General features: G+C 65.0%; 10 protein-coding genes and 1 tRNA gene. 8 read left to right on the top strand and 3 right to left on the bottom strand.

Annotated elements, in window-relative coordinates; genetic code table 11:
• The first annotated feature begins 79 nt into the window (after positions 1-79).
• From alaS to CR156_RS05855, 3 genes are all read left to right on the top strand, one after another.
• Positions 80-2728 (top strand): alanine--tRNA ligase, encoded by a 2649-nt coding sequence (alaS, locus tag CR156_RS05845; protein WP_100552149.1) that lies wholly within the window; start codon positions 80-82, stop codon positions 2726-2728.
• Between the two features lie 148 nt (positions 2729-2876).
• A complete protein-coding gene (csrA, locus tag CR156_RS05850; protein ID WP_025878924.1) occupies positions 2877-3080 on the top strand; it encodes a carbon storage regulator CsrA in 204 nt (67 codons plus the stop codon).
• Between the two features lie 78 nt (positions 3081-3158).
• Positions 3159-3251, top strand: a tRNA-Ser gene (locus tag CR156_RS05855).
• A gap of 57 nt (positions 3252-3308) precedes the next feature.
• On the opposite strand, the gene CR156_RS05860 is transcribed toward CR156_RS05855, so the two are convergent.
• Positions 3309-5639 (bottom strand): TonB-dependent receptor, encoded by a 2331-nt coding sequence (locus CR156_RS05860; RefSeq protein ID WP_100552150.1) that lies wholly within the window; start codon positions 5637-5639, stop codon positions 3309-3311.
• A gap of 208 nt (positions 5640-5847) precedes the next feature.
• On the opposite strand from CR156_RS05860, the gene CR156_RS05865 reads away from it, so the two are divergent.
• A complete protein-coding gene (locus CR156_RS05865) occupies positions 5848-6330 on the top strand; it encodes a LuxR family transcriptional regulator (RefSeq protein WP_100552151.1) in 483 nt (160 codons plus the stop codon).
• A gap of 57 nt (positions 6331-6387) precedes the next feature.
• Here the strand turns inward: CR156_RS05865 and aceE are convergent, their stop codons facing one another.
• Positions 6388-9060 carry a pyruvate dehydrogenase (acetyl-transferring), homodimeric type gene (gene aceE / locus CR156_RS05870; RefSeq protein ID WP_100552152.1) on the bottom strand — a complete coding sequence of 891 codons (2673 nt, stop codon included), beginning with the start codon at positions 9058-9060 and terminating at the stop codon, positions 6388-6390.
• A gap of 271 nt (positions 9061-9331) precedes the next feature.
• Between aceE and CR156_RS05875 the strand changes: the two genes are divergently transcribed.
• The 4 genes from CR156_RS05875 (at position 9332) to CR156_RS05890 (ending at position 15560) form a co-directional block, all read left to right on the top strand.
• Positions 9332-9847 (top strand): RNA polymerase sigma factor, encoded by a 516-nt coding sequence (locus CR156_RS05875; RefSeq protein WP_089240285.1) that lies wholly within the window; start codon positions 9332-9334, stop codon positions 9845-9847.
• On the top strand, positions 9844-10881 hold the full coding sequence (locus CR156_RS05880; RefSeq protein WP_100552153.1) for a FecR family protein: 1038 nt from the start codon (positions 9844-9846) through the stop codon (positions 10879-10881). The genes CR156_RS05875 and CR156_RS05880 overlap by 4 nt, the downstream gene beginning before the upstream one ends.
• A gap of 138 nt (positions 10882-11019) precedes the next feature.
• Entirely contained in the window at positions 11020-13953 is a 2934-nt protein-coding gene (locus CR156_RS05885) for a TonB-dependent receptor (RefSeq protein ID WP_100552154.1), read from the top strand.
• An 11-nt stretch (positions 13954-13964) separates the two neighbouring features.
• Positions 13965-15560: an alkaline phosphatase D family protein gene (locus CR156_RS05890; protein WP_100552155.1), complete on the top strand. Its 1596-nt coding sequence runs from the start codon at positions 13965-13967 to the stop codon at positions 15558-15560.
• A gap of 55 nt (positions 15561-15615) precedes the next feature.
• On the opposite strand, the gene CR156_RS05895 is transcribed toward CR156_RS05890, so the two are convergent.
• On the bottom strand, positions 15616-17724 hold the full coding sequence (locus tag CR156_RS05895; protein ID WP_100552156.1) for a phosphocholine-specific phospholipase C: 2109 nt from the start codon (positions 17722-17724) through the stop codon (positions 15616-15618).
• Positions 17725-17732 lie beyond the last annotated feature (8 nt).

The raw sequence follows: 17732 nt of genomic DNA on the forward strand, positions 1-17732 counted from the left end.
TTTGGGGTTTCGGCGGTCCGTTCGACCCTGGCCACTGCGGCCGGCGGCACGGGCCCCGGCCCGCAGACTGCCAGCCCCCATGAACGCATCCGCCAAATTCACGACATCCCAGATCCGCAGCGACTTCCTTGAGTTCTTCAAGGGCAAAGGCCACACCATCGTGCCGTCGGCGCCGCTGGTGCCGGGCAACGATCCGACCCTGCTGTTCACCAACTCCGGCATGGTGCAGTTCAAGGACGTGTTCCTGGGCGCAGAGAAGCGCAGCTACGTGCGCGCGGCCGACGTCCAGCGCTGCCTGCGTGCCGGTGGCAAGCACAACGATCTCGACCAGGTGGGCTACACCGCCCGCCATCACACCTTCTTCGAAATGCTGGGCAACTGGTCCTTCGGCGATTACTTCAAGAAGGATGCGATCGCCTGGGCCTGGGAGCTGCTGACCCAGGTCTGGAAGCTGCCCGCCGAGCGCCTGCTGGTCACGGTCTACCAGACCGACGACGAGGCCTACGCGCTGTGGCGCGACATGATCGGCATTCCGGAAGAACGTATCGTTCGCATCGGCGACAACAAGGGTGCGCCTTTCGCCTCGGACAACTTCTGGCAGATGGCCGATACCGGTCCGTGCGGTCCGTGCACCGAGATCTTCTACGACCACGGTGACCATATCGCCGGTGGCCCCCCGGGCTCGCCGGATGAGGACGGTGACCGCTTCATCGAAATCTGGAACCTGGTGTTCATGCAGTTCGATCGCCAGCAGGACGGCACGCTGATGCCGCTGCCGGCGCCGTGCGTGGACACCGGCATGGGCCTGGAACGCCTGGCCGCGATCCTGCAGCACGTGCATACCAACTACGAGATCGACCTGTTCCAGGCGCTGATCCGCAAGGCATCGGAGCTGACCGGCACCGCCGATCTGGAAAACAAGTCGCTGCGGGTGATCGCCGACCATATCCGCGCCTGTTCGTTCCTGATCGTCGATGGCGTGCTGCCGTCCAACGAAGGTCGCGGCTACGTGCTGCGCCGGATCATCCGCCGCGCGCTGCGACACGGCTGGATGCTGGGCGTGCGCCAGCCGTTCTTCAGCAAGCTGGTGCCGACCCTGGTCGAGCAGATGGGCGAGGCCTATCCGGAACTGCCGGCGCAGGTCGATACCGTCGTGCGTGCACTGCAGGCCGAAGAAGAGCGTTTCGCTGAAACCCTCGACTCGGGCATGAAGATCTTCGACGACGTCGCCGCCAAGGTCAGCAATGGCGTAATTCCGGGCGTGGACGCCTTCCGCCTGTACGACACCTACGGCTTCCCGCTCGACCTCACCCAGGACATCGCCCGCGAGCGTGACCTGACCGTGGACATCGAGGGCTTCAACGCCGCGATGGAAACGCAGCGCGAGACCGCGCGTGCCGCCGGCAAGTTCGGCGGCGGCGTGACCCTGTCGGCCGATCTGGTCGCCACGCTCAAGCCGACCGTCTTCCTCGGCTACGACCGCCTGCAGGCCGACGATCTCCGCGTGGTCGCGATCCTCAAGGATGGCCGCCCGGTGGACGCTGCCCAGGCCGGTGACGAGGTCATCGTGCTGACCAGCCAGACCCCGTTCTACGCCGAGTCCGGCGGCCAGGTCGGCGACACCGGCATCTTGTCCGCTGCCGGCGTGCAGGTGCAGGTGAGCGACACCCAGAAGTTTGCGGGCCAGTTCCATGGCCATGTCGGCAAGCTCACCCAGGGCAGCCTGAAGATCGGTGATGTGCTGTCCGGCCAGGTTGATGGCGAGCGCCGTGGCGCCACCATCCTCAACCACTCGGCCACCCACCTGTTGCATGCCGCCCTGCGCGAAGTGCTGGGCACCCACGTGCAGCAGAAGGGCTCGCTGGTGGCGCCGGACCGCCTGCGCTTCGACTTCTCGCATTTCCAGCCGATCAGCGCCGAGGAACTGGCGATCATCGAGCGCAAGGTCAACCAGCAGGTGCGCGTCAACAATGCTGTGGAAGTGCACAACATGGGCATGCAGGAGGCGCTGGACTTCGGCGCGATGGCCCTGTTTGGCGAGAAGTACGGCGAGAACGTGCGCGTGCTGAAGATGGGGGACTACTCCACCGAGCTGTGTGGTGGTACCCACGTCAACCGGACCGGTGACATCGGTCTGTTCAAGATCACCTCCGAGGGCGGTGTATCGGCCGGTGTGCGTCGTATCGAGGCCGTCACCGGCCAGGGCGCGCTGGACTACGTGGACGCCGAGGAGGCACGCCTGGCCGAGGCCGCTGAACTGCTGGGTGGCAGCGCAGCCGACGTGGTCGAAAAGATCCGTGCGCTGGGCCTGCGCCAGAAGCAGCTGGAGCGCGAGCTGGAGGCCGTGAAGGCCAAGGTCGCTGCCGGCGCCACGGCTGATCTGTCCGGCCAGGCCGTCGAGGTCGCCGGCGTGAAGGTCCTGGCCGTCCGCCTGGAAGGCTTCGATGCCAAGGCCCTGCGCGATGCCATGGACCGCCTGAAGCAGCAGCTGGGCAATGCGGTGATCGTGTTGGCCGGTGCCCAGGACGGCAAGGCAGCCCTGGTCGCGGGCGTGAACGGCAGTGCAATGGGCAAGGTCAAGGCCGGGGAACTGTTGTCCCATATCGCCGGTCAGATCGGGGGCAAGGGCGGCGGACGCCCGGACCTCGCCCAGGGTGGTGGCGAGGACGGGCCCGCCCTTGCCACCGCGCTGGCTGCGGTCGTCGAATGGGTCAGCCCCCGCCTGTGATGAACCCTTGCCGTCCCCCTCCTTGTAGGAGCGGGACGGCTGACGGTACCATTGCGAATCTTTTCCCTTTGTCGTGGGCGCGCTTCTTGACGGAGCGTCAAGCCGGTGGGGGATACCCTTCCACACGGTTCCATGGAGACTTAAAAAAATGTTGATCCTGACTCGCCGCGTCGGCGAAACCCTGATGATCGGTGACTCGGTGAGCGTCACCGTGCTTGGCGTCAAGGGTAACCAGGTGCGTATCGGCATCACTGCGCCGAAGGACGTCGCTGTGCATCGCGAAGAGATCTACCAGCGCATCCAGCGTGGTGACGAAGCCGGCAGCACCGGTGGTGAAAATTCTGCGGAATAAGGCTTTACCTTCGCGCGTGATTAACGTTATGATTCACGCCCCGCTGAGGTGCAACGCACCAGACGCGGAGAAAACCCCGGAGCGATGCCCGAGCGGCTGAAGGGGCTCCCCTGCTAAGGGAGTATAGGGTCAAAAGCTCTATCGAGGGTTCGAATCCCTCTCGCTCCGCCAGATACAAAGAAGCGCCTGCAGATCCTCGATCTGCAGGCGTTTTTCTTTTCAGCTCCCTCAAAGCTTCACGGTGACACCGACCTGGAACCCGCGACCGGGCAGCGGTGCGATGTACTTCAACGGCGAGTTGTGTGGGCGGGCGTCGTCATCCAGAAGGTTGCTGCCGTTGACGAACACTTCCATCCCAGCGATGTAGGCATTGCGTACTGGCAGCTCGCGGCTGACCTGCAGATCGACCAGGTTGAATGCATCCAGCGGAATCTCTTCGCTGACGTTGCGACCCAGGTACTTCTGCTTGTCGTAGTAGGTGCTGGAGAGTTGCACCTTCCAGCTGTCGCGCTGCCATTGCAGGTTGGCGCCATAGCGGTTGGTCGGCATGTTCGGCAGGTACTCGCCGTCGTTGTGCGCGCGCAGCGTGTCCGGGCGATCGGCGTGGTTCCTGACCAGATCGGCGAAGGCGGACAGATTCAATTTTCCGTAACCGCCAAGATCGAGCGCCTGCGACGCATCGATCTCGAATCCCTTCACCGTGGTGTCGGTCTGCTTCCAGTACTTCAGCGGCAGGCGATTGGCCATCTGCATGCCGGAGTGGCCCTGGTAGAGGTAGTTGTCGTACTTCATCCGGTAGCCGGTGGCCGACAGCGCGAAGCCGCCAAGATGAAACAGTCCGGTCAGCTCCAGGTTCTTCGCGCGTTCCGGCTCCAGGTTCTGGTTGCCTTCTTCCTGGGTCATCACCGAGTAATGCGCGTTGCTGGCATACAGCTCGTTGATCTCCGGTGCGCGCTGCGAGGACGAATAGCGCACCTTGGCGGCGAACAGCGGGCCGAGTTCGACATACGAACCCAGGCTGTAACTGTTGAGACGATAGGAGCGATCCTGCAGCGTGGTGTTGGCAGCATTGCGCGAGGTCTTGAAGCGGCTGGGCTGCAGGTCATGGTCCACGCGTTCATGGCGGACACCGGCATCGAAGGAAACCCAGCCGAAGTCGAGGGTTTCCTTCAGGAACACGGCGTTGCTGCGCGTTTCCACATCAGGCAGGTAGCGCAGCGTGCCGCTGCCGGTGACGTCGCGCGCCTGATGGCTCAGGCCCAGCACGCCGCTGAGCGGCCCGACGGGTTGATGTGCCAGCAGCAGTTCGGCCTGGGTGCTCTGGAAGTCGTAGTCGTTGGCCCTGGTCGAGCCCAGGCGCTCGCCCGAGGTGTTGTCCAGTTTTGAAACCCGCAGTTCGGCACGTTCGACGTACGGCAGCGGGTCTCGCAGCAATGCTTCCAGGGCGTAGCGCTGCTGTTTGATCACCACGCCCACCGGCAGGCCGTCGGCAGGGTTCGCGCCGAAGGACAGGTTCTGCATCGAGAAGCCCGGCACACCGTATTCGCTGTCCTTGGCATCGATGCTGACGCCGACGTAACCGCGATCGAAGAACCAGGTCGAGCCGAGTGCCACCTGCGAACTGCGTGAGTAGCTGTTACCCAGCCGATGGTGGTAATCGGGGGTCACATCGTTGTTGATCTGCTTCTGTACGTACGAAGGCGTGCCGGCGACATAGGCCGGGTTGACTGGATTGATGTAAGTGCGGCGCTGCCAGACCGAGGTCGGACTGTTGGTGTAGAAGGAAAAATCGCCATCGGCCCAATCGGGGTTCTCGGTCATGAACTGGTCGATGTAGGGTTGCGAGGCCTTGTTGTAGAGCTGCTGGACGCGCGCTTCCTTCTGGCAGCTGTCGGCCAGCGCCGAATTGACACCGCCGGTGGCCGGGAACAGCCGGGTGTTGCAGACGCTGGCCTTGCTGTTGCCGGGAATGTCGTAGTACGAGATGCGTTGCCGCGAGACCTGCAGGTTCGTCGAGACATTCCGCTGGTTGTTGAAGTTCATGCGGAAACCCTGCGCATCGGCCGCGTTGAAACCTTTGCGCAGGACCAGTTCCATCGACTGGTCCTTGTCCTCCATCGTGCGCGAGATCAGGCCGGAGTCGATGTCGACGCTGCCGCCGATGGCGTTGCCGCCGTAGCGGACGGTATCGGAGGATTTGTTGACGGTGACGCTGCGCACGAACAGCGGATCGAACGGAATGTTGATGTCACCGCTGAAGGCGTTCATGCCAAGGATGGACTGGCCATCTTCCAGGATCTGCACGCGGTTGCCGCTGAGGCTGCGGATGACCGGTGCACCGGCATTGGGCCCGAAGGCGCTGTTCTGCACGCCGGAGACATGTTCAAGCATGCCGCCGAGGGTGCGGTTCTGGGCCTGCGAGGCCTCGACAGTGACGATGCTGTCGATCCGGGAGGGCTTGCTTGCCTCGACCTGGACGACGGGCAGGGTGGGGTCGTCGCTGGCATGGGCGCTGTGGACGACGAACAGGATGGCTGCAGCAAGCAGGTGACGACGCATGACACACTCCGTGAAAAGAATGTGAAATGTTATAACGTAACTATTTAGGTTCACAAGCCGGAGGGGGACGGCGCAGGGGGGGGATTGGGCCTGGCCATCGCCGGCAGCGTGGTCGCTTGCACGACCGGACTTTGGCGCGCAGCATCGGCCATTGCCGGTACCCCAGACCGCACTCTGCAGCACTTTCTCCACTCGAAAGGAGCCTCGCATGAAGCTGTTGTCCGCCGCGTTGCTGTCCGTGGCCCTGCTGCAGGCGATGCCTGCCCTGGCCGAGAGCCCGAAGTCCTCGCCGCTGCTCGGCCGCTGGTCGCTGGATATCGCCACGTCCGCGCTGCCTGAAGCACAGCGTCCGCAACAGGTCGTGCTGGAATTCAAGGATGCCGGCGCGGGCAGGTGGAGCTCGCACGTGGATATCGTCCTGCATGACGGCAAGACGATGAAATCCGACGGTACGCTGGCGTTGGATGGCACGCCCGCATCGCTGATAGGCAGCTACGGCGCCAACCAGGCGACGCTGAAACTGCCGGCGCCGAATACGCTGGTGATGCAGCTGGTCGATCACGGTGCGCCGGCGTCCACCCGTGTGTATACGGTGGCCGCCGATCGCTCAACGATGACCGAAACCAAGGCGTTCTTCGGTCATGACGGCACGCCGATCCTGCAGACCAACCTGTTCAAGCGCTTGCCGTAGCCGTGTGATGCAGCGACACCCGCAGAGGCGGGCTCTGCGGATACCGTTGCTGCGGGCTCATGCGGCGGCGGGGTCGCGCTTGCCGGTATCGATCCCGTACCGGTCGATCGCCTGCTGCAGCAGGCTCCGTTCGACATGTCCGTCATCGGCCAGGGCCTTCAGTGCGGCCAGCACGATGAAGTGGCGATCGACCTCGAAGAACGTCCGCAGCGATTCGCGTGTATCCGAGCGGCCGAAACCATCGGTGCCGAGTGCGATGAAGCGACGATCGCTGATGAAGGGGCGGATCTGGTCGCCGACGATCTTCATGTAATCGGTCGCCACCACCACTGGGCCAGCGTGGTCCTGCAGGCACTGCTGCACGTAGGGAACGCGCGGCTCGTCGGCCGGATGCAGCAGATTCCAGCGCTCGACAGCCAGGCCGTCGCGGCGCAGTTCGGTCAGGCTGGTAGCACTCCAGACGTCGCTGGCGATACCGAAATCCTGCTGCAGAAGATCGGCGGCGGCCAGCACTTCGCGCAGGATCGAGCCACTGCCCATCAACTGCACGCGAGGCCGTGCAATGGTGTCGGCAGCGGCGGGGCGCAGCAGATAGAGGCCCTTCAGGATGCCGGCTTCGGCGCCGTCGGGCAGGGCCGGGTGCGGGTAGTTCTCGTTGAGCAGGGTGATGTAGTAGTAGATGTCTTCCTGGTCCACGTACATGCGGCGCAGGCCGTCGTGGATGATCACCGCCAGCTCGAAATTGTAGGTCGGGTCATAGGACACGCAGCTGGGAATCACCGAAGACAGCACGTGGCTGTGGCCATCGTCGTGCTGCAGGCCTTCGCCCATCAGCGTGGTGCGGCCCGAGGTGGCGCCAAGCAGGAAGCCACGGGTGCGCGCGTCGGCGGCGGCCCAGGCCAGGTCGCCGACGCGCTGCAGGCCGAACATCGAATAGAAGATGTAGAACGGAATCGTGGCCAGGCCGTGGTTGGCGTACGCGGTACCGGCGGCGATCCACGAACAGATCGCGCCGGATTCGTTGATGCCTTCCTGCAGGATCTGGCCATCCTTGGCCTCCTTGTAATAGCTCAGCTGGCCAGCATCCTGCGGCGTGTACAACTGCCCGAGGTAAGAGTGGATGCCGATCTGGCGGAACAGGCCTTCCATGCCGAAGGTGCGCGATTCATCGGGCACGATCGGGATCACCAGCCTGCCCAGCTCGGGATCCTTGAGCAGGGTGGTGAGGATGCGCACGAAGCCCATGGTGGTGGACTGGCCGCGATCACCACTGCCCTGCAGTTGGACGTTGAACGTGGACAGTGGTGGCAGTGGCAGCGGATCGAGCTGTGCCAGTCGTGCCGGCAGCTGGCCACCCTGCGCCTGGCGACGCTGCGCGAAGTAGATCGCCTCCGGGCTGCCCGGTTGCGGGCGCAGGTACGGCATCTCTTCCAGTTGTTCATCGCTGATCGGCAGATCGAAACGGTCGCGGAAGGCGCGCACCGCATCGGTGCTCATCTTCTTCAACTGGTGATTGATGTTCTGGCCTTCGCCGGCCTCACCCATGCCGAAGCCCTTCACCGTCTTGGCCAGCACCACGGTCGGCCGGCCCGTGGTGTTCACTGCCTGCCGGTAGGCGGCGAATACCTTCTGCGGATCGTGGCCGCCGCGTGCCAGTGCCCAGATCTCGTCGTCGCTCATGTCCGCCACCAGCGCCAGCAGTTCCGGGTAGTGCCCGAAGAAGTGTTCGCGTACGTAGGCGCCGCTCTGCGACTTGAAGGTCTGGTAGTCGCCATCCACGCACTCCATCATGCGCTGGCGCAGCAGCCCGCTGTGATCGCGTGCCAGCAGCTCGTCCCAGCCACCGCCCCAGATCACCTTGATCACGTTCCAGCCGGCGGCACGGAAGGTACCTTCCAGTTCCTGGATTACCTTGGCGTTGCCGCGCACCGGTCCGTCCAGGCGCTGCAGGTTGCAGTTGACCACGAACACCAGGTTGTCCAGGCGCTCGCGCCCGGCCAGCGAGATGGCCGCCAGCGATTCGGGCTGGTCCATTTCGCCATCACCGAGGAAGGCCCAGACCTTGCGACCCTGATGCTGCTTCAGCCCGCGGTATTCCAGGTAGCGCATGTAACGGGCCTGATAGGCCGCGGTCAGCGGGCCCAGGCCCATCGATACGGTGGGGAACTGCCAGAACTCCGGCATCAATCGTGGGTGCGGATACGAGGACAGGCCCTCACGACCGGCTTCGCGGCGGAAGTTGTCCATGCGCTCGGCGCTGATGCGGCCTTCCACGAAGGCACGGCCATAGATGCCGGGTGCGGAATGGCCCTGGATGTAGATCATGTCGCCGTCGAAGGTGTCGGTACGGCCACGGAAGAAGTGATCGAAGCCTACGTCATACATGACCGCTGCGGACTGGTAGGTGGCGATGTGGCCACCGACGTTGGAATGCTTGCCGGCGCGCAGCACCATCACCATGGCGTTCCAGCGGATCATCGCGTTCAACCGACGCTCGATGGCCAGGTCGCCCGGGTAGGTGGGCTGGCGTTCGGGGGGGATCGTGTTGGTGTAGGCGGTCCATGCGCGGGTGTGCAGGTCGCCATGCTGCTGCACGTCGAGGTCATCGAGCTGGTCCAGCAGATAGTGCGCGCGGGGGCGGCCGCCAGCCTCGATCACCGCGTGCAGCGACTCGCGCCATTCGCGGGTTTCCTGCGGATCGGTGTCGAGAGGGAAGTGTGCCTGGTTCATGCTGCGTCTCCAGAGAGCGCCGGTCGGCATCTGCGCGACACCGCCGGCAGGGCGACAGCTCTGGAGCGGAGTCGCGCCGGCAGGGCCGTGGCGCGGGGGCGGCCTTGGTGGCTGCCGGGGAGACAAGCGTAGGCGGCGCATGGGTTGGCCGGTAGACAGGTGAGGGTTGGGTCTGCGCGAACCTGCGCTTTGCCCGGCGGCGCTGCAATGCGGTTGTCATCGTCGGTGTGCACCCTGCTGGGTTTTCCAGCCTCGGGGTGGTTGGTCGGTTGTGAACAGCGTCAGGATCTGGGAGAAGAGCTACGCCCTGCGGCGCCGCCTGCTGCGTGGCTTCTTCCTTCGGCGTGGTTCACAGGCTGCCGATGCCGAGGATCTGGCGCAGGAGGTCTACCTGCGCCTGCTGCGCAGCACCGGCGAAGACGCCGCGGCGATCGAGAACCCTGAAGCCTATCTGTTCGCGGTGGCAGCCAACCTGGCCCGTGAACAGGCACGTTCGCGCTCCGGCCTGCCGCAGATCGAGGATGTTGATCTGCTGGCCGAGGTGCTCAGCAGCGAGGAGGACATCGAGGGTGATTTCGAGCGTGCGCAGCGCTGGAGCGGGATCCGCGGCGCCATCGCGCAACTGCCACCCACGACGCGGCGGGTGATGGAACTGCACTACCGCGAAGGATTGGATTGCCAACAGGTTGGGGCGCAGCTGGATGTGTCGGTGCACATGGTGCGCAAGCACATCGGCAAGGGCCTGGATGCCTGCAGGAAGGCGCTGGGCGCCGGGAAGGACGGATGAACCGGCAGGAGCCTGCAGCGATGGATGACGAGGTGGCCGAACAGGCTGCGCAGTGGTTCCTGTGCAACCGCGAGGGTGAGCTGAGCGCCGTGCAGCGCGCCGAGTTCATGGCGTGGATGAAGGGCTCGCCCGAGCACGTGCGCGCGTACCTGCATGCCCTGCATCTGCACCGGCAGGTGGGCGCGGCGATGTCGGTGCACCCGCAGGAACAGGGAAGCAGGGCAGTGCTGCCGATGCTGCCGGCAACGGCGAAAGTGGTGCCGTTGTTTGCCGCGCCCGTGTCCGCGCCGCGCGCCGTGGTTGCAACACGAACGCGCCGGCCGCTCTGGAGGCGGGTGGCTGCGGTGGCGTGCGGACTGTTGCTGGTGGCCGGTCTGCTGCCGTGGCTGATGCCGCGCGAACAGATGCTGGTCGCCGGGCACGGGCAACTGCGTGAGGTGGTGCTGGCTGACCAGACCCAGGTGCGGCTGAATGCAGACAGCCGTCTGCGGGTGACCATCGGCTGGTTCAGCCGCCGCGTCGAACTGCTGCAGGGCGAGGCCACGTTTGATATCGCAGCGGATCGCCGGCCCTTCGAGGTACGGGTCGGTGATCTGCAGATCCGTGACATCGGCACCGTGTTCGATGTGTCGCGCCGGTTGCAGAGCACGCGTATCGGCGTGGTATCCGGCCAGGTGGAGGTCTGGACCGCCGGTGATGGGCAACGCCGGCTGGCGCAGCTGCCCGCCGGGCGGGTGGTCCAAGTCGATCATCTCAGCCATGCGGTGCAGCCGCTGGAAATACCGATGTCCATGCTGCTGGACTGGCAGCAGCGCCGGGTGTCGTTCCGTGATGAGCGGCTGGACGAGGTGGCGGCTGCGTTCAACCGGCACAACCAGGTGCAGGTGCGGGTGACCGATGACGTGGCGCGGGCGGCGCGCCTGTCGGGCAGCCTGGAGGCGCACCGGGTCGCTGCGCTGCAGGCATTCCTGCAGCGGGACGCGCGCTTCGTCATCCGCCGCGAACAGGACACGGTATGGGTCTCCAGCCGCTGATCCCGGTTGGGCGATGGGCTGTCAGAAAAAATTCATCGAATCGGCGTTCTCCACTTCCGCCGATGCCGGCTCTTACTTGGGAGAAGCCGCTGTCGAATGTCGACGCAGCAGCAGTCCTCTCTCCTGCAAGGAACCGTGATGCGCAAGAAGCTCTATCTGTCGGTGGTACTGGCCTTGTCTCCCTGCCTGGGCGCACATGCGCAGGCGGTGTCGTCCAACGGGCTTGAGACCAAGGTTACTGCAGCGATCGCCGCGCAGCCTTTGAGCCAGGCACTGGAGCAGCTGTCACGCAGCTCCGGCGTGCAGTTCCTGTATGCCGGCGCGGGCAATGCACCCATGGCGGGCGCGGTACCGCGGGGGGCCACCGTCAAGCAGGCGCTGGACACGCTGCTGGCCGGCACCGGCCTGCGCTACACGGTGCTGGACGGCAACGTGATCGCCATCGATGCGGCACCGGCACAGCGCGAAACCGGGCCGGCCGCACCGGCACCGCAGCAGCCGCAAGCCGTGGTCGCTCCGACGCTGGGAACGATCAAGGTGATCGCCGCCCATGAGGTGATCGATCAGAAGAAAACCTCGCCGGTGATCAAGGATTCGGTGATCTACGATGAGATGGACAGCTACGGCGATGAGACGCTGGCCGAGAGCCTGATGGCCGCGCCCGGTCTGAGTGCGGTGGAAGATGCGGGCGAACCGCGCTATGTGACCGTGCGCGGCGTGCAGGCCAATCTCAACTACACGACCATCGACGGCATCGCGATCGCAAGCGTGGGTGGCAGTGGCTCCGGCGAGCGCATGAACAACCTGCAGCTGATTCCCAGCGACATCGGCACCCGCACGGACATCTACAAGAGTTTCAGCGCCGAGCAGGCACCGGATGCCATTGGTGGTGTGATCGACATCATCAGCCGCAGTGCCTTTGACCGCTCCGGCAAGTATGTGTTCGCCGACGTGGCCGGCATCTATTCCACGGCCGAGACCAATGTGGGGCGCAGCGCGGGCGGCGACCACAAGACCCTGGGCCACTTCGGCAAGAGCGCCAAAGCGGTGTTCTCCAACCAGTTCGGTGCCGATGACCAGTTCGGCATCGTCGCTGTTGCGCGCTATGAACAGCGCTCGCGCAACAGCGTCAAGCGCTGGGTGGAATCGAACTATTACTACAACGATGCCGGCAAGTACCTCACCGATGGCACTACCGGCCCGGACGAGGCGAAAGGCTGGAACGGCCTGCGCGCGCCGGGCAACTTCAGCACCGGCACCTACACCAACTACATCACCAACTTCGGTGGTTCGGCCAAGCTGGAATGGAAGCCGTCGGATGATCCGTTCTATGCCTCGCTGCTGTTGTACTCGTACCGGTTCTACGAGAACTCGACGATGAACAAGACCGATCTGTATGGCAATGCCAAGTTCCCGATACGCAACCAGACCGAGGACGGCGGCACCACCCAGATCAACAGCATCTACATCAAGAATCGCCATGACCGCTGGGACCGCAGCAACCGCGGTGCGATCGCCAGCTTCAACTGGGATATCGGCGACCTTTCGCGGCTGACGCTGCGCGCCGGCCACACCGAAGAGACCTTCCACAACACCCAGGTCTACTGGGGCGTACGCGCGTACCCGAGCAACCTGTTCGTCGACTATGCCAACGACAGCCATGGCTTTCCGAACGCGGTGGGCGTCTCGGACTCCAGTCTGCTGACCAGCTCGGCGTTCAAGCTCAATCCCGCGCAGGCCTACATCTCGCCGCGTGACGCCAAGGAGAGCATCGACAACCTGCGTGCCGACTTCAGCTACAACATCGATGCCGATGCGAGCGGCTTCGGTCTCGCCGCCGGTGCCGAGTATCGCCACCTGAAGATCTGGCAGGACATCGATTTCGATTACTACAAGACCAGCGCGACCTTGAACGACTATCTGTATCCCGGTTCGACGCTGCTGGGCAGCGTCCCCGGCTTCCCGCTGATCGACAACCGCAAGTGGCATGACGAGCTGTACCCGAAGCTGGGCAACAACGATGCGGCCTACCCGAATGCCGATTTCACCAGCGACTACAAGTACGTGGAAGACATCGCCAACGCCTACGTGTCGGCGCATTACGCCTGGGACCGGCTGCTGCTGATCGGTGGCCTGCGCTATGACCATACTTCCTTCGATGCGTTCAGCCCGTTCAGCGACGATGGCGGTACCACCTACACCTCGGCATTCCGCAAGAGCAGCGGTGGCTACAACAACCTGCTGCCGTCATTGAACGCGACCTTCAAGCTGAGCGAGAACCAGCGCCTGCGTTTTTCCGCCAGCCGCACGCTGGGCCGGCCGACACCCAGCAACATCGCCCAGGCCACCAGCACCAGCTGTGGCGATGACGAGCTGGGCGGAGGTTTCTGCACCATCAAGCAGGGCAATGCCTCGCTGCAGCCGCGCCGCTCGACCAATCTCGACCTGGCCTGGGACCTGTATTTCAACGGCAACAACGGCCTGGTGTCGGTCGCGTTGTTCGACAAGGTCATCAAGGACGACATCTACACCCTGACCACGTTCGAGAACATCGGCGATGTCCGCTATCGCGTCACCCAGCCGATGAACACCGATGAGTCCACGCTGCGCGGTGTCGAATTCGCGGTGGCAAACCGAAATCTGCAATGGGGCCGCCACCGCTTCGACATGTACCTCAATGCCACCCGACTGGACGGACAGACCAACTACCGTATCAGTGATGGCAGCGAGCGCCGCCTGGACCGCCTGCTGTACCAGCCGGACTGGTCGGTGAACGGCTCGGTGATCTGGCGCATGCCGTGGAAGAGCTCGCAGCTGCGCGTGTCCGGTACTTACCGCAGCCGCATGCTGGTCGACTTCGGCGATACCCAGTGGCTGGACTCGTACTACGACCCGTACATGACCTTCAACCTGGCCTTCAGCCACAAGGTCAGCAAGCACGTGACGCTGAAGTACGAGGCGAAGAACCTGTTCAATACCCAGCCAACCTACAGCACCGGTCCGAACGGACGCTTCCGCACCGAGATCGATGACTACGGTCGCTTCTTCTACTTCCACATCATCTACAACTGAGGGCGGCCGTCTTGGATACGATCAATCGCAGGCGCTTCCTCGCCCTGTCGGGACTTTCCGCATTGGGTGCGTGGGCCGGGACAGCGCGTGCGCTGGCTACGCAGAACGATGCGGCGGCGTTGAATCCGCGCAATCTGCTGGCCTCGCCGCGCTTTGCCAGTACGCCGTTCACCCTCGGTGTGGCATCCGGTGATCCGTCAGCCGACGGCATGGTGTTGTGGACGCGGCTGGCCACCGAGCCCCTGATGTTCGGTGGCGGCATGCCCACCCGGCCGATGGTGGTGGGATGGCAGGTGGCCGCCGACGAGACCATGCGCACCGTGGTGCGGCAGGGAACCTCGCTGGCCCACCCCGAACTTGGCCATGCGCTGCACGTGGAACTGGACGGCCTGCTGCCTGGGCGGCCGTACTGGTACCGCTTCACCGTGGGAGGCCATGCCAGTGCGATCGGACGCACCCACACCCTGCCTGCGGCGAACGCGCCGATCAAGCGCGTACGCTTCGCGGTGGCCGGTTGCCAGCATTTCGAGGAAGGGCACTACACGGCCTGGCGGCACATTGCCGAGCAACCACTCGATTTCGTGTTCCATTACGGCGACTACATCTACGAGGGCGAAAGCCAGACCGGCGTGCGCAAGATGAACGGTCAGCCGTTCACCAACCTGCGCAACCACGTTGGCCCACAGACCTATACGCTCGACGACTATCGCCGCCGCTATGCACAGTACAAGACCGATGCGGACCTGCAGGCCGCGCACGCCGCGTCACCGTGGTTCATGACGTTCGACGACCATGAAGTGGACAACAACTGGGCGGGTGCCGAAGACCAGGACGGTACGCCCAGCGAACTGTTCCTGCTGCGCCGCGCACAGGCGTTCCAGGCGTATTACGAGAACATGCCGTTGCGCGCTTCGTCGTTCCCGCGCGATGGTCATATGCAGATGTTCCGTCGCGCACGCTACGGCACGCTGCTGGACCTGCACCTGCTCGATACCCGCCAGTACCGCAGCAAGCAGGTGGACATGGCGCAGCGCGGACAGGTGGAATCTGTCGAGCGCAGCATTGTGGGTGCGAAGCAGGAGCAATGGCTGTTCGATGGCCTGGCCGATGCCGCGCCACGCTGGCACGCGATCGCGCACCAGGTCTCATTGGGCAATTACATGCGCGAGAAGGACGGCGTGGTGCAATCTTCCGATGACCAGTGGTCCGGCTACCTGTCCAGCCGCCGGCGCCTGCTCGATCACATCCAGAAGGTGGGCTTCGGTAACGTGGTGACCGCCTGTGGCGATGCACACCGTCACTATGCCAGCGACCTGGTGCAGGACAACGTCGATTCCGGGGTGATTTCCAGCGAGTTCCTGGCGACGTCGATCAGCTCGGGCGCTGACGGGCAGGGCGTGGATGCCTATGCAGAGAACCAGCTGCGGCACAGCCCCCACTTGAAGGCGACGACGGACAAGCGCGGTTACGTGCTGTGTGATGTCACCCGTGATGCCTGGATCGGTGACATGAAGACGCTCGATACGGTCATGCGGCCGAACGGCGCGCTGCAGAGCTGGAAGCGCTATGCGGTGGAGCACGGCCGACCGGGGTTGCAGGAGGCCTGAGCCGGCTGTCCTGCCCTGTAGAGCCGGGCAAGCGCCCGGCTCTACGGAAGTACTTTCAGCCGTGTTCGAAGCGCAACGGTGCGGTGCCCATGGCGGGGTCGCTCGTACCAGGACGGCCATCTTCGGCACGGCCGGCCAGGCGTTGCTCGACGCCCTCCGAACGCACGATCAGGTCGTACCAGCCTGCGGTCGGTGTCGGGTCCCAGGCCAGTACGGTTTCCGCGCCGGCCACCAGCTGCAGTTCCTGTACCGGCATGTGGCCCGCGTAGGCGCCGCCCTGCACCTTGACCCTGCGCGCTGAAGGCGATGGATTGCGCAGCACCAGCCGCAGCTGGCCGTCCGCGCGTTCCACCTGTGCATACAGCGGCGCGAGCGTGCCCGCGCCGCGATAGTGGCGATGGAACCCATTCGGCCCCAGCAGCCAGAGGTCGTAACGACCCTGTGCATCCAGCGGCCAACGATCCTGCAACGGGGCACCCGGTACTACGGTGTAACGGCGCGGGATGGCGTCCAGCTGCAAGCGGTCGTAGACATGCAGCACGGCCGTGGCGCCATCGCTGGCCAGCTGCAGGGTGAGGCCCTCGCCATCCACCGACGTGGCCTGCACCTGCGGCCGATAGGGCAGTGCCCGCGCCGGACGCACGCCCGGCTCCTGGCGGGCCGGATGCAGGCCATCGGGCAGCGCAGGCACGGTGCGGCCGGGCAGGGCGGCGGCGCGCGCTGCGACGGCGGTGACATCCGGCAGCGCCTTGACGAAGGGGCGGGTGTCGCGCTGGGCGAAGTCGAAGGCGTTGCTGAGATCACCGCAGACCGCACGCCGCCACAGCGAGATGTCCGGCGCGGTCACGCCGAAGCGACGCTCGATCAGGCGCAGCACCGAGGTGTGGTCGTAGACCTGCGAGTCGACCCAGCCGCCACGGCTCCACGGCGAAATCACATACAACGGGACACGCGGGCCGAGACCATAGGGGCGGCCGCGCAGCTCGGCGGCATCGTATTTCCCGTCGCCCGGTGCCGGGTTGCGGTGGTACTCGCCCTCGGTGCTGACCGCCGATGCACCGGCCCAGCCATCGCCAAGCGGAGAGGGCGGTGCCGGCGGCGGTACATGGTCGAAGAAGCCATCGTTCTCATCGAACATCAACAGCAGGGCGGTGCGGCTCCAGACCTCGGGATCGGCGGTCAATGCATCAAGCAGGCGCGCGGTATAGGCGGCGCCCTGCGCGGGGCTGGACGGCCCCGGATGCTCGCTGCCGGCCGCATCGGCGATGATGAAACTGACCTGCGGCAGGCGGCCGCTGACCGCGTCCTCGCGCAGCTGCGCCAGACCACGGGTACTGACGCCGCGTGCGCGCAGCTCCGGGTCATGCCCCGGGTCGCCGCGATGCGCCTGGCGGAAGGCCTCGAACCCGGCCAGCGGGTTGTCGGTGAAGTTGTCGGCCATGTCCTGGTAGATCTGCCAGGACACGCCGGCCTGCTGCAGCCGCTCGACATAGCTGGTCCAGCGATATGACTCCGGATAGCCGCCCTGCTCGGGGAAATTGTCGTGCGAATTGGCGATCACCGGGCCGCCTGCGCGGGCCTGGGCATCGTTGTGGCCGGTCCACAGGAACACGCGGTTCGGGTTGGTGCCGGCCTGCATCGCGCAGTGGTAGGCATCGCAGAGGGTGAACGCATCGGCCAGGGCGAACTGGAACGGCATGTCGCTGCGCTGGAAGTAGCCCATCGAATGGTTCTGCTTGGCCTTGGGCCAGTGCGCCATGCGTCCGTGGTCCCACGCCTGCTGTGCGTCAGGCCAGGTGTGGGGCGTGCCTTCCACCCGCATGTAGCCGAAGTGCGCAGCGGTATCCAATGGGAAGGGGGCGATCGCGCGTTGCCCACTGGCGTCGGGCTGCAGCCACAGGCTGCGCGGGCGGTCGCTGCCAGGCAGGGGCGACGCTGGGGCCACGAAGCGGTCGCCGAAACCACGAACGCCCGGCAGGGTGCCGAAGTAGTGGTCGAACGAACGGTTCTCCTGCATGAACACCACGATGTGCTGCAGGTCCTGCAGGCTGCGCGTGCGTGAGGCGGGGGCGATCGCTGCCGCCCGGGCGATGCTGGGCAGCAGCGGCGAAAGGCCGGCGGCGACGCCGGCCTGCAACAGTCGGCGTCGGCCGGTATCGGTCACAGGGTCAC

The sequence above is a fragment of the Stenotrophomonas lactitubi genome (genome assembly GCF_002803515.1).
In the GTDB taxonomy this organism is placed as follows: Bacteria; Pseudomonadota; Gammaproteobacteria; order Xanthomonadales; family Xanthomonadaceae; genus Stenotrophomonas; species Stenotrophomonas lactitubi.

What these genes read in the sequence shown, in the direction of transcription:
- csrA (WP_025878924.1), top strand. Translation starts at nt 2,877, where the DNA reads ATGTTGATCCTGACTCGCCGCGTCGGCGAAACCCTGATGATCGGTGAC.
- CR156_RS05860 (WP_100552150.1), bottom strand. Translation starts at nt 5,639, where the DNA reads ATGCGTCGTCACCTGCTTGCTGCAGCCATCCTGTTCGTCGTCCACAGC.
- alaS (WP_100552149.1), top strand. Translation starts at nt 80, where the DNA reads ATGAACGCATCCGCCAAATTCACGACATCCCAGATCCGCAGCGACTTC.
- CR156_RS05880 (WP_100552153.1), top strand. Translation starts at nt 9,844, where the DNA reads ATGAACCGGCAGGAGCCTGCAGCGATGGATGACGAGGTGGCCGAACAG.
- CR156_RS05885 (WP_100552154.1), top strand. Translation starts at nt 11,020, where the DNA reads ATGCGCAAGAAGCTCTATCTGTCGGTGGTACTGGCCTTGTCTCCCTGC.
- CR156_RS05865 (WP_100552151.1), top strand. Translation starts at nt 5,848, where the DNA reads ATGAAGCTGTTGTCCGCCGCGTTGCTGTCCGTGGCCCTGCTGCAGGCG.
- aceE (WP_100552152.1), bottom strand. Translation starts at nt 9,060, where the DNA reads ATGAACCAGGCACACTTCCCTCTCGACACCGATCCGCAGGAAACCCGC.